The sequence below is a fragment of the Methylobacterium organophilum genome, assembly GCF_022179465.1.
GTDB classification, from domain to species: Bacteria; Pseudomonadota; Alphaproteobacteria; order Rhizobiales; family Beijerinckiaceae; genus Methylobacterium; species Methylobacterium organophilum.
The window spans coordinates 34,613-48,723 of sequence record NZ_BPQV01000018.1 but is presented as its reverse complement, the minus strand read 5'-3'; the positions used below and the strand labels follow the sequence as shown (position 1 = coordinate 48,723).

At 70.2% G+C, this 14,111-nt stretch carries 8 protein-coding genes; 3 read left to right on the top strand and 5 right to left on the bottom strand.

Translation table 11 applies throughout. From position 1 onward, the window contains the following. Nucleotides 1-192: 192 nt before the first annotated feature. From MFF21_RS22975 to MFF21_RS22965, 3 genes are all read left to right on the top strand, one after another. Nucleotides 193-834, top strand: a complete 642-nt coding sequence (locus MFF21_RS22975) for a class II aldolase/adducin family protein (RefSeq protein ID WP_238314820.1) — start codon at nt 193-195, stop codon at nt 832-834. Nucleotides 835-1,190: 356 nt separating this feature from the next. Continuing rightward, nucleotides 1,191-1,676 (top strand): Ros/MucR family transcriptional regulator, encoded by a 486-nt coding sequence (locus MFF21_RS22970; protein ID WP_238314806.1) that lies wholly within the window; start codon nt 1,191-1,193, stop codon nt 1,674-1,676. Between the two features lie 391 nt (nt 1,677-2,067). Then, nucleotides 2,068-2,844 carry a restriction endonuclease gene (locus MFF21_RS22965; protein WP_238314797.1) on the top strand — a complete coding sequence of 259 codons (777 nt, stop codon included), beginning with the start codon at nt 2,068-2,070 and terminating at the stop codon, nt 2,842-2,844. Nucleotides 2,845-2,850: 6 nt separating this feature from the next. On the opposite strand, the gene zwf is transcribed toward MFF21_RS22965, so the two are convergent. From zwf to MFF21_RS22940, 5 genes are all read right to left on the bottom strand, one after another. Next, nucleotides 2,851-4,413, bottom strand: a complete 1,563-nt coding sequence (gene zwf, locus MFF21_RS22960) for a glucose-6-phosphate dehydrogenase (RefSeq protein WP_238314795.1) — start codon at nt 4,411-4,413, stop codon at nt 2,851-2,853. Nucleotides 4,414-4,505: 92 nt separating this feature from the next. After that, the gene (locus MFF21_RS22955) at nt 4,506-6,029 is read right to left on the bottom strand and encodes an efflux transporter outer membrane subunit (protein WP_373325084.1); all 1,524 of its coding nucleotides are present in this window, start codon (nt 6,027-6,029) and stop codon (nt 4,506-4,508) included. Continuing rightward, entirely contained in the window at nt 6,029-9,382 is a 3,354-nt protein-coding gene (locus MFF21_RS22950) for an efflux RND transporter permease subunit (protein ID WP_238314793.1), read from the bottom strand. Before MFF21_RS22950 ends, MFF21_RS22955 begins: the two co-directional genes overlap by 1 nt. After that, nucleotides 9,379-12,507 carry an MdtB/MuxB family multidrug efflux RND transporter permease subunit gene (locus tag MFF21_RS22945; RefSeq protein WP_238314791.1) on the bottom strand — a complete coding sequence of 1,043 codons (3,129 nt, stop codon included), beginning with the start codon at nt 12,505-12,507 and terminating at the stop codon, nt 9,379-9,381. Before MFF21_RS22945 ends, MFF21_RS22950 begins: the two co-directional genes overlap by 4 nt. Nucleotides 12,508-12,523: 16 nt before the next feature. Beyond that, nucleotides 12,524-13,960 carry an MdtA/MuxA family multidrug efflux RND transporter periplasmic adaptor subunit gene (locus tag MFF21_RS22940; protein WP_238314789.1) on the bottom strand — a complete coding sequence of 479 codons (1,437 nt, stop codon included), beginning with the start codon at nt 13,958-13,960 and terminating at the stop codon, nt 12,524-12,526. Between the last annotated feature and the right edge of the window lie 151 nt (nt 13,961-14,111).

Genomic DNA, 14,111 nt, shown 5'->3' with positions numbered 1-14,111 from the left:
GCGCGGAACGCGCCGCGCGTCCCCGCTCCGCGCATGCGGGGAGAAGGGCTGCGCACGAAATCGAAGCGATCAACCGGAAACGGTGTCATGGCCGGGTTCTATAGCGCGGGGAACCGTCCCGGACACCGGGCCGGCACCTTGAAAGCGTCTCTCCCCGGGCGCATGAGAACCTGAAAAGGGGGAAACGGTACGATGGACGACCAAGTGGCGCGGAGCGCCATCGTCGCGGCGATGCGCCGGATGGTGGCCGAGGGCCTCAGCCAGGGGACCAGCGGCAACATCTCCGTGCGCTTCGGCGACGGGCTCCTGATCACGCCCTCCGGCATCCCGGCGGAGCAGCTGGAGCCGGAGGACATCGTGGCGCTCGATGCCGAGGGCGGCTTCGCGCACCGGCTCAAGCCCTCCTCCGAATGGCGCTTCCACCGGGACATCCTGGCGGCGCGGCCCGAGATCGGCGCGGTGGTGCATGCCCATCCGCCCCACGCCACCGCCTTCGCGATCTGCCACAGGGAGATCCCCGCGGCGCATTACATGATCGCCGCCGCCGGCGGCCCGACGATCCGCTGCGCGCCTTACGCCCCCTACGGCACCGAGGCGCTCTCCCGCCTCGCCGTGGAGGCCCTCGACGACCGCCTCGCCTGCCTGCTCGGCAATCACGGCCTGATCGCCATCGGCCCCAGCCTCGACCGCGCCTTCTGGATCGCGACCGAGGTCGAGGCCCTGGCGCATCAGTACAGCCTCGCATTGCGGATCGGCACGCCGGTTCTTCTCGACGACGATGAGATCGCGCGCACGGTCATCCGGTTCAAAGGCTACGGGCTGCAAAGCAAGTAGCGAATCTCCGAATTTCATTGCCAGTGTGGAGGGTTGGTCAAATCCGGTGACGTCACGATGGGCCCTGTATCGTGGTGCGGGTGCCGTATGATGAATATTGCGCAGTCCGCACCGCGAAAGCTGAGGCGACCGGCCCGTGCTTTGCATGCGGGAGGGCCGTGCCCACAGGACTGCGTGCCCGGCGCAATTTCAGTCCACGAATTTCTTATCATGTGTGTTTGACTGGGGCTTGCGCAAAAATGAGTGGCGCACTATTTATGGAGTGACACGCCGGCTTTCGCTATAGGCTCGATCGCACCGCGATCGACCATTTATGCCAGATTTTCCGACCGGGCCGGCGGCAGGAACTTCAAGCAATGACATCCGACAACGAGTTTTCGCGGGATCAGGACATTCAGGACCATGTCGCCCTCGCGGGTGACATCGTGTCCGCCTTCGTCAGCAACAATTCGATCGCCGCGGCCGAGTTGCCCGGGTTGATCACCTCCGTGCACGCGATGCTGCGGCAACTGACCGAGCCGACGCCGCAATCGGCCTCCGTCGCGCTGACGCCCGCCGTGTCGGTGAAGCGCTCGATCACGCCCGACTTCCTGATCTGTCTGGAGGACGGCAAGAAGTTCAAATCGCTCAAGCGCCACCTGCGCACGCGCTACAACCTGACGCCGGAGGAGTACCGCGCGCGCTGGGGCCTGCCGCACGACTATCCGATGGTGGCGCCGAACTACGCGGCGGCCCGTTCGGAGCTCGCCAAGGCGACGGGCCTGGGCCAGCAGCGCCGGAAGAGCCGCGGCGGCGACAATGCGGAGAAGCCGGCCCGGCGCCGCGCCCGGGCGGGCGCCTGACACCGCATTGTCCACAGCCGATCCGCGGGATCGCACCCAGCTCTCCGAGACGTGACGGTCCCTCTTCCCGTCAGAGGGCAAGTCCTCCGCCGGAAGGGGCCGGACGACCTTCCTATCGCCGATGTCTTCCGGCGTCTCCGGCGAGGATACGCAAGGTCTCGGGTCGCCGTTTCACGTTCCGGTGAGGCGGCGGGTCTTCGGCCGGTATGTCCTGTTCCTGTCCGCCGCCCCTCCGGTCCCTTCGGCAACTGGCCGTTGTCCGGTTGAATCGCCGTCGGGCGCGTGGGACGCGTGCCGTCGCCCGGCCTCCGTTAGAGAAGCGGCAAGCTCCGGCGCGGATTCTGCCGGCGGGGGGCATCCGGCCCCCGGTCGAGGGATCCGCGAAGGGGCGATGTCGAACGGTTCGGTCACGGCCCGGCGCCTGTTCTGGACCCTTGTGATCGGGGGCGCCGCCGCCTTCTGGTACGGGCGCCCCGCCCTGCTCGCGACCGCGGCCGCGATGGTCGCCATCGCCGTCCACCGCCTCGACCGGCCCCGCCGTTTCCGTGCCTGCATCCGCCGGATCGCGCGGCAGCACGCGGCGACCCTCGCCCTGCGCCGGCGCCAGGAGCGCTATGTCGACGCCTATGGCAACCTGATCGAGGACGGCTGGTTGCGGGAGCGGGACTACTTCGCCGAGCGCACCCTGGTCCCCGCCCTCGAGGAGCGGGGCTACGCCGCCCTGATCGACCGCAACTGGGACCGGCTGCTCGACACGATCGAGCGGGTCGCCGCCGGCCATCCCCTCCCCGAGGAGGAGGATCTGCCGGAGGACGGGATCGATTACGAGCGCTTCTGCATCGCCCGGCTCGTCCGGGCCGGCTGGAGCGCGCATCCGACCCCCGCGAGCGGCGACCAGGGCGCCGACATCGTGGCCGAGCGCGACGGCCTGCGCCTCGTGGTCCAGTGCAAGCGCTACGGCCGCGCGGTGGGCAACGCCGCGGTGCAGGAGGTGGCCGCCGCCGCGCGCTACTGGTCGGCGGATGCCGCCGCCGTGGTCTCGAATGCCGGCTTCACCCCCGCCGCCCGCCGCCTGGCCGCCGCGACGGGGGTGAAGCTGCTGCATCACGACGATTTGGGCGATCTCGCCCCCGAGGGCGGCGCCCTCAGGGTCGGGCAGCGCGCCTGAGGGCGCTCAATCGACCCTCAGCCAGCGCCGCCCGTCTTTCTCCAGCAGCTTGTCGGCGGCGTCGGGGCCCTGGCTGCCGGCTTCGTAGAGATCGACCGGGGCGTCCTTCCAGGCCTGGATCAGGGGCTCCACCGCGGCCCAGCCGGCCTCGATGTTGTCGGCGCGCTGGAACAGGGTCGCGTCGCCGACCATGCAATCGTAGATCAGGGTCTCGTAGCCGACATTGGGCGCCTGCTCGAAGAAGTCGGCGTAGCGGAATTGGGTGGAGACGGTGCCGAGCCGCATCTGCGGCCCGGGCTCCTTCACGTTGAGCTGCGTGCTCATGCCGTGCTCGGGGTCGATGGAGAGCCGCATCACGTTGGGGGCGAGATGCGTCACCGGCGTCTCGTCGAAGAGGTGGAAGGGCGGCGGCCGGAAATGGATCGCGATCTCCGTGCGCCGCCCGCCCATCCGCTTGCCGGTGCGCAGGTAGAAGGGCACCCCGGCCCAGCGCCAGTTCTCGATCTCGAGCTTCAGGGCGACATAGGTCTCGGTGGTCGAATCCCTGTCGACGTTCGGCTCGTCGCGATAGGCCGGCACGTCCCGCCCCTCGATGCGGCCCGCCGCGTACTGCCCGCGCACGGCGTGCTCCGGCGTCACCGGCCGCACCGCCTCGACGAGCTTGGCCTTCTCCGTGCGCACGGCCTCGGCCGCGAAGGAGTTCGGCGGCTCCATGGCGACCATGGAGAGGAGCTGGAACAGGTGGTTGGGCACCATGTCGCGCAGCGCCCCGGTGCCCTCGTAGAAGCTGCCCCGCCCCTCCACGCCGATGGTCTCGGCGGCGGTGATCTGGACGTGGTCGATGTATTCCCGCCGCCAGACCGGCTCCAGCATGCCATTGCCGAAGCGCAGGGCCATGATGCTCTGGACCGTCTCCTTCCCGAGGAAATGGTCGATCCGGTAGAACTGGCTCTCGTCGGCCTGCTTGAGGATGCGCGCGTTGAGCGCCCGGGCGGAAGCGAGGTCCGAGCCGAAGGGCTTTTCGATGACCACGCGGCGGAAGGCGCCCTCGCCCTGCTCCAGCAGCCCCGCCTTGCCGAGCCCGTCGACGATCGGGCCGAAGAAGCGGGCGGCGACGGCGAGGTAGAACACCGCGTTGCCGCTGATCTTCTCCGCGAGGCCCGTGAAGGTGGCCGCGTCCTCGAAGTCGCCCTGGTGGTAGCGCAGGCGCTCCCGCACGAAGCCCCATTGCGCCGCGTCGATCGCGTCCACGTGGAACTCGGCGGAGGCGTCCTTCGTGAAGGACTGCATCGTGTCGCTCAGCGTCTCACGCCACCCGTCGTCGGTATTGGCGTTGTGGTCGACGCCGAGGATCGCGAGCTTGTCGGAGAGCAGGCCGCCGCCGGCGAGGTTGTAGAGGGCCGGCATCAGCAGGCGCTTGGTCAGGTCGCCGCCCGCGCCGAAGATCACCAGGGTGCAGGGGGGCGCCGGGGTGAAGCCCGCCCGGCTGGTCTTCTGCGGCGGGGCGCCGTCCGGGAGGGCGCCTCCGTGGCGGAGCGTCTCGTGCGGGGAATTGCCGTTCTCGGCCATCGTCGGGCAACCCGGTCTCTCGCCGCAGCGCGGCATCGGCGGATCAACCGGCTTGCGGCGCGGCCGTTCCGGCCACGCTGCTTCGTGAGGATCTACTCGTCCGTGCGCATCGCGGTGCCGCGGTCGATCGGCAGGCGCTCGGCCTTCAGCTCCTCGCCCGTGGGCAGGCTGCGGGCGTCCCAGCCGCCGCCCAGGGCCCGGATCAGGTCGACGGCGGTGGTGAAGCGGCTGAGCCTGATCTGCAGGGCCGTGACCTCGTTGTTGATCAGCAGCGACTGGGCCGTGACCACGGTGGTGTAGTTCTGGGTGCCGGCCCGGTACTCGTTGAGGGCGATCTCGACCGCGCGCCGGGCGGAGGCGACCGCCTCCTCCTGCTTGCCGATCTGCCGGGCGAGGATGCGCACGCCGGCGAGATCGTTCTCGACCTCCCCGAAGGCGGTGAGCACGGCCTGGCGGTAATTGGCCACCGCCGCGTCGTAGGCGGCGCGGGCGGCGTCGAGCGCCGCCGTGCGGGCGCCGCCGTCGAACAGGGTCTCGCTGCCGGCGGCGGCCACCGACCAGACCTGGTTGGTCGCGGAGAAGAGGCCGTTGCTGGTGGCCCCGGAGATGCCGCCGGAGGCCGAGAGGGTGACGGTGGGGTAGAAGGCCGCCACCGCGACGCCGATCTGCTCGCTCTGCGCCTGGACCAGCCGCTCCGCCTGGGCGATGTCGGGGCGGCGCTCCAGCAGCTCGGAGGGGATGCCGACCGGCACGCTCGGGGGCGTCTGGGCGAGCTTGCCCCGGGGGATGCTCACCTCGGAGGGCGGCCGGCCGACCAGCAGGGCGATGGCGTGCTCGAAGGTCGCCCGCTGCAGGTCGACGGCGATGGCGGAGGCCTCCGTGGTCTGGAGCTGCGTCTGCGCGGTGATGACGTCGGAGCGGGCGGCGACGCCGGCATTGTACTGGTTCTCGGCGATGGCGAGGCTGCGCCTGAAGCCCTCGATGTTCTCCTGGAGCACCGCCTTCAGGGATTCCTGGTAGCGCAGCTGCAGGTAGTTGGTGGCGAGCTCCGCCTGGATGCCGAGGCGGACCAGAGCGAGATCGGCCGCGCTGGCCTGGGCGCTCGCCACCTCGCCCTCCAACTGGCGGCGCAGGCGGCCGAACAGGTCGAGCTCCCAGCTCGCCTGGCCCTGCAGGGAGACCGTGGTGCGCTCGGAGCCGAGGGAGCGCGAGCGGGTGATCGACGGCGCGCCGAGCACGGTGGGGAACAGGGCGGCCCGGGCCGAGGCGACCAGCGCCCGCGCCTGGGCGTAGTTCGACACGGCGGCGCGCAGGGTCTGGTTGTCGACATCGACCGAGCGCATCAGCCGGTCGAGGGTCGGATCGCGGAACACGCGCCACCAGTCGCCGCGCTCGGCCCCGTCATTGGGCCGGGAGGCGCGCCAGCCCTTGCGGCTCTGGACATAGGCGACGCTGTCCTCGCGCATCCCCCCCTGCTTGAAGCCCAGCGGCGTCTCGACGGAGGGCCGCACATAGTCCGGCCCGACCATGCAGCCGGCGGTGGAGAGGGACAGCGTGAGGGCGAGGGCGAGGCGGGCCGCCCTCCCCCTGTCGGCGATGGAACCGGTCACGCGCATCATTCCGCCGGCACCGCCGCGCCGCCCCGGTTCCGCCGGCCCCGGTTCAGCGCCCAGAGCCGGAGGCGGTCGAGATAGAGATAGACGACGGGGGTGGTGTAGAGGGTCAGGATCTGGCTCACGATAAGGCCGCCGACGATGGCGATGCCGAGCGGGCGGCGCAGCTCCGAGCCCTCCCCGCCTCCGAGGATCAGCGGCAGCGCGCCGAGGAGCGCGGCCAGCGTTGTCATCATGATCGGACGGAAGCGCAAGAGGCAGGCCTCGAAGATCGCCTCCGCCGGGCCCATGCCGCGGGTGCGCTCGGCGTCGAGGGCGAAGTCGATCATCATGATCGCGTTCTTCTTCACGATGCCGATCAGCAGGAACACCGCGATCAGGGCGATGATCGTGAATTCCGTGCCCGTCACCAGCAGGGCCAGCACCGCGCCGATTCCCGCCGAGGGCAGGGTCGAGAGAATCGTGATCGGGTGCACGTAGCTCTCGTAGAGGATGCCGAGCACCGCGTAGACCGCGAGGAGCGCGGCGAGGATCAGCAGCGGCTGGCGGGAGGCGGAGGCCTGATAGTTCTTGGCCGCGCCGGCATATTCGCCGTGGATGGTGGCGGGCATGCGCAGGTCGAGCATCGCCCTGTCGATGGCCGCGGTCGCGTCCGACAGGCTCTTGCCGGGGGCGAGGTTGAACGAGACCGTGGTGGCCACGAACAGGCCCTGATGGGCGACCTGCACGGGGGCGTTGCCGGTCTCGAACCGGGCGAAGGCCGAGAGCGGCACCATGGTCTCCTTCGCGGCGGAGACCGGCGCGCTCGACGAGGCGCCGCCCTTGCTCGCGGCGATGGCGTTGGAGGCGGCGTTGCGGGCCGAATCCGCGGCGATGGCGGCGGCGTCGCCCCCCGAGCTGCCGCTCGCCCCCGCGCTGGCGGTGGAGGTGGTGGTCGAGCCGGCATTGGCCGTCCCGTCCGTCGTGTCGGAGGCGGCCACCGTGCCGGCCACGGCGTTGGTGGTGGCCGAGCCCCGCGCCTTGCCCCCCGTGGTCGAGACGAAGATCGACTTCAGCGTCTCCGGCGATTGCAGGTAGCGCGGCGCGATCTCCATCACGACGTGGTACTGGTTGAGCGGGTTGTAGATCGTCGAGACCTGGCGCTGGCCGAAGGCGTCGTAGAGGGTGTTGTCGATCTGGTCCGGGGTGATGCCGTAGCGGAAGGCGGTGGGCCGATCGATGACGAGGCGGCTCTCCAGGCCCCCCTCCTGCTGGTCGGAGGTGACGTCGGCGAAGAGCCCCGGCTGCTGCTGCAGGGCCGCGACCAGCTTGGGCGCCCATTCGTAGAGCTCCTCCGCCGTGTCGCCCTGGAGCGTGTACTGGTACTGGGCGAAGCTCTGCCGGCCGCCCATCTTCAGGTCCTGGCGGGGGAACAGGAACAGCCGGGCGCCGGCGACCTGGGCGAGCTTGGGCCGCAGCCGGCCCATCACCGTCTCGATCGAGTCGCGCTGGCCCAGGGGCTTGAGCCCGACGAAGACGTTGGCCGAGTTGGTGCCGCGTCCGCCGGTGAAGCCGACCACGCTCTCCACCGCCGGGTCGGCCTGCACGATGGCGCTCGCCCGGGTCAGCTTCTCCTTCATCGCCTGGAACGAGATGCGCTGGTCGGCCTGGATGCCGCCCATGAGCTGCCCCGTATCCTGCTCGGGGAAGAAGCCCTTGGGCACGATGACGTAGAGATAGACGTTGAGCCCGATCGCCCCGAACACGCTGAGCAGCACCAGCCGGCGATGGCGCAGGGCGACATGCAGGCTGCGCTCGTAGCCGCGCAGGGTGGCGTCGAAGGCGCCCTCCAGCATCCGGATCGGCAGGCTCGGGCGCTGGGTCGCGACGCCATGCCCCTCCGGGCGCAACAGGCGGGCGCACATCATCGGCGTGGTGGTGAGCGAGAGCACCAGGGAGATCAGGATCGCCAGGGACAGGGTGACCGCGAATTCCTGGAACAGGCGCCCGACGAGGCCGCCCATCAGCAGGATCGGCAGGAACACGGCGATGAGCGAGAGGCTCATCGAGATCACGGTGAAGCCGACCTCGCGGGCCCCCTGCAGGGCCGCCTCGACCCGGGGCTTGCCCGCCTCGATGTGCCGCTGGATGTTCTCCAGCACCACGATGGCGTCGTCGACCACGAAGCCCGTGGCGATGATGAGCGCCATCAGCGACAGGATGTCGAGGGAGTAGCCGAGCAGGTACATCACCCCGAAGGTGCCGATGATCGAGATCGGCACCGCCACCGCCGGGATCAGGGTGGCCCGGCCCGAGCGCAGGAACACGAACACCACGAAGACCACGAGGGCCACCGCGATCAGCAGGGTCTCCTCGGTCTCCTTCAGGGAGGCGCGGATGGTGGCGCTGCGGTCGCCGGAGATGTCGAGGTCGATGTCGCCGGGCAGGGCGGCCTTCACCTGCGGGATCGCCTCGCGCACCCGCTTGACCGTCTCGACCACGTTCGAGCCCGGCTGCTTGTAGATGAACAGGATCACGCCCGGCTTGCCGTTGACGAGGCCGAGATTGCGCTTGTCCTCGACGGAATCGATCACCTGGCCGACATCGGACAGGCGCACCCCCGCATTGTTGCGGTAGGCCACGACGATGTCGCGGTAATCGGAGGCCTGCCGGCCCTGGTCGTTGGCGTAGAGCTGGTAGCGCCGGTCCGCCGTCTCGACCGCGCCCTTCGGCGAGTTGGCATTGGCGGAGGCCAGCGCCGCGCGGATGCCTTCGAGCCCGATGCCGTAATGGAACAGGGCCATCGGATCGAGTTCGACCCGCACGGCGGGCAGCGAGGAGCCGCCGATATCGACGTTCCCGATGCCCTCGATCTGGGACATCTTCTGCTGCACCACGGTGGCCGCGGAATCGTAGAGCTGGCCCGGGGTGAGGGTGTCCGAGGTCAGGCCGAGGATCAGGATCGGCATGTCCGCGGGGTTGAACTTGCGGTAGGTCGGGTTGGTGCGCAGCGAGGTCGGCAGGTCGGCCCGGGCCGCGTTGATCGCCGCCTGCACGTCGCGGGCGGCCCCGTCGATGTCCCGGTTCAGCCCGAACAGCAGCACGATCCGCACGGTGCCGGTCGAGCTCGTCGAGGTCATCTCGTTGACGTCGGCGATGACGCCGAGGCGGCGCTCCAGGGGCGCGGCGACGGTGGTGGCCATGGTCTCCGGCGAGGCGCCGGCCATCTGGGCCTGCACCATGATGACCGGGAAATCGACCTGCGGCAGCGGCGCCACCGGCAGCTTCACGAAGGCGAACAGCCCGGCGAGCAGCACGCCGACGGTGAGCAGCGTCGTGGCGATCGGCCGCCGGATGAAGGGGGCGGAGACGTTCACGGCAGGGCCTCGCCCGCCGGGAGGCCCGCCTCCCCGTCGCGGCGGCCCGAGAGCCGGCGCTCCAGGCGGTCGAAGGCGAGGTAGATCACCGGGGTGGTGAACAGCGTCAGCACCTGGCTGACGATGAGGCCGCCGGCGATGACGATGCCCAGCGGCTGGCGCAATTCGGAGCCGACGCCGGTGCCCACGATCATCGGCACCGCCGCGAACAGGGCGGCGAGCGTCGTCATCATGATCGGGCGGAAGCGCAGGAGGCAGGCCTCGTAGATCGCGTCCCGGGCCGAGCGGCCCTCCTCGCGCTCCGCCTGGAGCGCGAAGTCGATCATCATGATCGCGTTCTTCTTCACGATGCCGATGAGCAGCACGATGCCGATGATGGCGATGATGTCGAGGGAGAGCCCGAACCACATCAGGCCGAGCAGCGCGCCGATGCCGGCCGAGGGCAGCGTCGAGAGGATCGTGATCGGGTGGATGAAGCTCTCGTAGAGCACGCCGAGCACGATGTAGACCGTGACGATGGCCGCGAGCACCAGGAACAGCTCGTTGGAGAGCGCGGATTCGAAGGCGAAGACCGAGCCCTGCGGCACCAGGGTGAAGCTGGCCGGCAGGTCGATGGCCCTGCGCGCCTCCTCGATCGCCTGCACCGCCTCGCCGAGCGCGGCGCCCGGGGCGAGGTTGAAGGAGACGGTGGTGGCCGGGAACTGGCCGAGATGGCCGACCAGCAGCGGCGCCCGCCGCTCGGAGATCCGGGCCACGGCGGCGAGCGGCACCTGCCCGGAGGCGGCGGTGGAGGACGGCAGGTAGAGGGTGTTCAGGGAGTCGAGGGTCCGGTGCAGGTCCGGATCGGCCTCGAGGATCACCCGGTACTGGCTCGACTGGGTGAAGATCGTCGAGATGATGCGCTGGCCGAAGGCGTCGTAGAGCACGTTGTCGATGGTGGCCGGGGTGATGCCGTAGCGGCCGGCGGTGGCCCGGTCGATGGTGACGTAGGCGGCGAGCCCGCTGCCCTGGTAGTCGCTGGTCACGTCCGCGAGCAGGGGGGAGCGCTGCAGCGCCTCGACGAAGCGCGGCACCCAGGTCTCGAACTCCTCGAGGTTCGGGTTCTCCAGGATGACCTGGTACTGGGTGGCCGAGACCGCGGTGTCGATGGTCAGATCCTGCACCGGCTGCATGTAGAGCCGCACCCCCGGCACCCCGCGCGTCGCCGCGTTGAGCCGGCGGATGATGTCGCCGGCGGTCGCCGTGCGTGCGTCGCGGGGCTTCAGGTTGATCAGGAAGCGGCCGGAATTGAGGGTGACGTTCTGGCCGTCCACCCCGATGAAGGAGGACAGGCTCGCCACGTCCGGGTCCTTCAGGACGATGTCGGCGAGCTGCTGCTGGCGCTCGGCCATCGCCTCGTAGGAGACGGTCTGGTCGGCCTGGCTGATGCCCTGGATCACCCCCGTGTCCTGCACGGGGAAGAAGCCCTTCGGCACCGCCACGAACAGCCAGGCGGTGAGCGCCACGGTGCCGAGGAAGACGAGCAGGGTCAGGCCCTGATGGGCGAGCACGACCCGCAGGGCCCGCCCGTAGAGGGCGATGGTCCCGTCGGTCGCCCGCCGGCCGATCCGCGCGAAGAACCCTTCCCGGGCGGCGGCGTGCCCGGTCCCGGGCTTGAGCAGGCGGGCGCACATCATCGGCACCAGCGTCAGCGAGACCACCGCCGAGATCACGATGGTGGCGGCCAGCGTGATCGCGAATTCGTGGAACAGGCGCCCGACCACGTCGCCCATGAACAGGAGCGGGATCAGCACCGCGATCAGCGAGACGGTGAGCGAGATGATGGTGAAGCCGATCTCGCGGGAGCCCTTCATCGCGGCTTCCAGCGGCGAATCCCCCTCCTCCACGTGGCGGGCGATGTTCTCGATCACCACGATGGCGTCGTCGACCACGAAGCCCGTGGCGATGGTGAGCGCCATCAGGGAGAGGTTGTCGAGGGAGAAGCCCCAGAGATCCATGGCGGCGAGCGCCCCCACCAGGGAGAGCGGCACCGACAGGCTCGGGATCAGCGTCGCGGAGACGCTGCGCAGGAACAGGAAGATCACCATCACCACCAGGGCGATGGCGAGCATCAGCTCGAACTGCACGTCCTTCACCGAGGCGCGGATCGTGGTGGTGCGGTCGGTGAGCACGGCGATGCCGATCGCCGCCGGCATGGTCGCCTGGAGCTGGGGCAGCAGCGCCTTGATCTTGTCGACCGTCTCGATGACGTTGGCGCCGGGCTGGCGCTGGATGTTGAGGATCACCGCCGGGGTGCGGTCGGCCCAGGCGCCGAGCTTGGTGTTCTCGGCCCCGTCGACCACGTCCGCCACGTCCGAGAGGCGCACCGGCGCGCCGTTCTTGTAGGCGACGATGGCCTGCTCGTAGACGCTCGGGTCGCGGATCTGGTCGTTGGCGTTGATGGCGTAGGACTGGGTCGGCCCGTCGATATTGCCCTTGGGCGTGTTGACGTTGAGGTTCGCGATCGTGGTGCGCAGGTCGTCGATGTTGAGCCCGTAGGCGGCGAGCGCCCGGGAATTGAAGCGGATCCGCACCGCCGGGCGCATGCCGCCGCCCATGCTGACGAGGCCGACGCCGGCCACCTGGCTGATCTTCTGGGCGAGGCGCGTCTCGGCGAGGTCGCGCACCTGGGTGAGCGGCATCGTCTTCGAGGTCAGCGCCAGGGTGATGACCGGCGCGTCGGCCGGGTTCACCTTGGCGTAGATCGGCGGCGCCGGCAGGTCCGAGGGCAGGAGGTTGCCCGCCGCGTTGATCGCCGCCTGGACCGATTGCTCCGCGATGTCGAGGGGGATGTCGAGGCTGAACTGCAGGGTGATGACCGAGGCCCCCGCCGAGCTCTGCGAGGACATCTGGTTGAGGTTGGCCATCTGGCCGAATTGCCGCTCCAGGGGCGCGGTGACGGCCGAGGTCATCACCTCCGGGCTCGCCCCCGGATAGAAGGTCTGCACCTGGATGGTCGGATAGTCGACGGAGGGCAGCGCCGAGACCGGCAGGTTGAGATAGGACACCGCGCCGACGATCAGAATCGCCAGCATCAGCAGCGTCGTGGCCACCGGTCGCAGGATGAAGAGGCGGGACGGGTTCATGGGGCGCCCCCGGCGGTCACTGCGCCGCCCTGTGCCGGTTGCGCTTGCGCTCGGCGGGCGGGGCGCCCTCCGTCCCGCTGCTCTCGGCCGGCTTGGCCTCGCCCGGGTTGCTCGGGGCGCCCGGCTGGGCCCCCGAGGCCGCGGCGGGCGTGCCGGGGATGGCGGCGCCGGGCGCGCTGGCGTTGCCCGCCGGCGCGTCCCGCTGCGGCTTGCCCGCGCCTTCCGTGACCCGCACGCTGGCGCCGTCGCGCAGGCGGTCGGTGCCGTCGGTGACGACGCGGTCGCCCGGCTGCAGCCCCTCGGTCACCACGGTGCGGAGGCCGTCGCTCTCGCTGATCTTGATCGGGCGCACGCTGACCTTGTCGTCGCCCTGCATCAGGTAGACGTAGGTGCCCGGCGCCCCGCGCAGGATCGCGGAATTCGGCACCAGCGGCGCGTTGCGGATCGTGTCGACGGTGAGCTTGGCGTTGACGAACTGGTTCGGGAACAGGGTCTCGTCGTCGTTCTGGAACAGGGCGCGCAGCTTCACCGTGCCGGTGGTCGTGTCGATCTGGTTGTCGACCGTGTCGAGGGTGCCGGTGGCGATCTCGTGCTGGTCGCCGCGGTCATAGGCCCGCACCGTGAGCTTGGCGCCCGCGCGCAGCCGCTTCATCACCCGGGCGACGTCGTCCTCCGGCAGGGTGAACACCACCGAGATCGGATGGAGCTGCGTGACCACGACGATGTTGGTCGAGGCGCCGGTGATGTAGTTGCCCTGATCGACCTGCCGCAGGCCGACCCGCCCGTCCACCGGCGAGACGATGTGGGCATAGGCGATGTTGAGCTTCTGCTGGTCGACGAGGGCCTGGTCGGAGGCGACGGTGCCCTCGTTCTGCTTCACCAGGGCCGCCTGGGTGTCGACGTTCTGCTTCGAGATCGAATCCTGGCGGTTCAGGGTCTGGTAGCGCTGCAGGTCGAGCTTCGAGTTCTGCAGGAGCGCCTGGTCCTTGGCGAGCTGGCCCTCGTACTGGGCGAGCAGCGCCCGGTAGGGCCGGTCGTCGATCTGGGCGAGGTAGTCGCCGCGCTTGACCGTCTGGCCCTCGCGGAAGCCGATCTCGGTGAGGTAGCCGCTGATCTGCGAGCGCACGGTCACCGTGGCGAGCGGGGTCACCGTGCCGAGGCCCTGGAGGATCACCGGCATGTCGCCGGCCGCGATCGTGGCGATCCCGACCGCCTGGGGCGGCGCGCCGTGATGGCCGCCGCGGCCGCTGCCGCCCGGAGCGCGCGCCTCCTGCGTCTCGCCCGCGCCCTTCATCCGGGTCTCGTAAAAGCGGTAGCCGGCCGCGCCCGCCCCCGCCAGGAGGAGCAGGATCAGGATCCAGCGGCCCAGCCGGCGGCGCCGGCGCACGGGCGCCGGGGCGGTCGTCGGGTATTCCCGGGCCGTTTCCCGGCGGATCGGCGAGTTCTCGTTCATCCCAGAAAACTCAGTCAGGATCTGGCCCGTCGGGAGGGCGCTTGCGGAAGCGCCGTCCCGTCCCGGGCCGTTCAGGACCCGAGCCTATCACGGCGCGGCCCCGGATGCGGGCTGGGGGGCAGGACGTGCGGTCGCGTCCCCCTCTTCCTCG

What these genes read in the sequence shown, in the direction of transcription:
- MFF21_RS22975 (WP_238314820.1), top strand. Translation starts at nt 193, where the DNA reads ATGGACGACCAAGTGGCGCGGAGCGCCATCGTCGCGGCGATGCGCCGG.
- MFF21_RS22965 (WP_238314797.1), top strand. Translation starts at nt 2,068, where the DNA reads ATGTCGAACGGTTCGGTCACGGCCCGGCGCCTGTTCTGGACCCTTGTG.
- MFF21_RS22945 (WP_238314791.1), bottom strand. Translation starts at nt 12,507, where the DNA reads ATGAACCCGTCCCGCCTCTTCATCCTGCGACCGGTGGCCACGACGCTG.
- MFF21_RS22955 (WP_373325084.1), bottom strand. Translation starts at nt 6,029, where the DNA reads ATGCGCGTGACCGGTTCCATCGCCGACAGGGGGAGGGCGGCCCGCCTC.
- zwf (WP_238314795.1), bottom strand. Translation starts at nt 4,413, where the DNA reads ATGGCCGAGAACGGCAATTCCCCGCACGAGACGCTCCGCCACGGAGGC.
- MFF21_RS22970 (WP_238314806.1), top strand. Translation starts at nt 1,191, where the DNA reads ATGACATCCGACAACGAGTTTTCGCGGGATCAGGACATTCAGGACCAT.
- MFF21_RS22940 (WP_238314789.1), bottom strand. Translation starts at nt 13,960, where the DNA reads ATGAACGAGAACTCGCCGATCCGCCGGGAAACGGCCCGGGAATACCCG.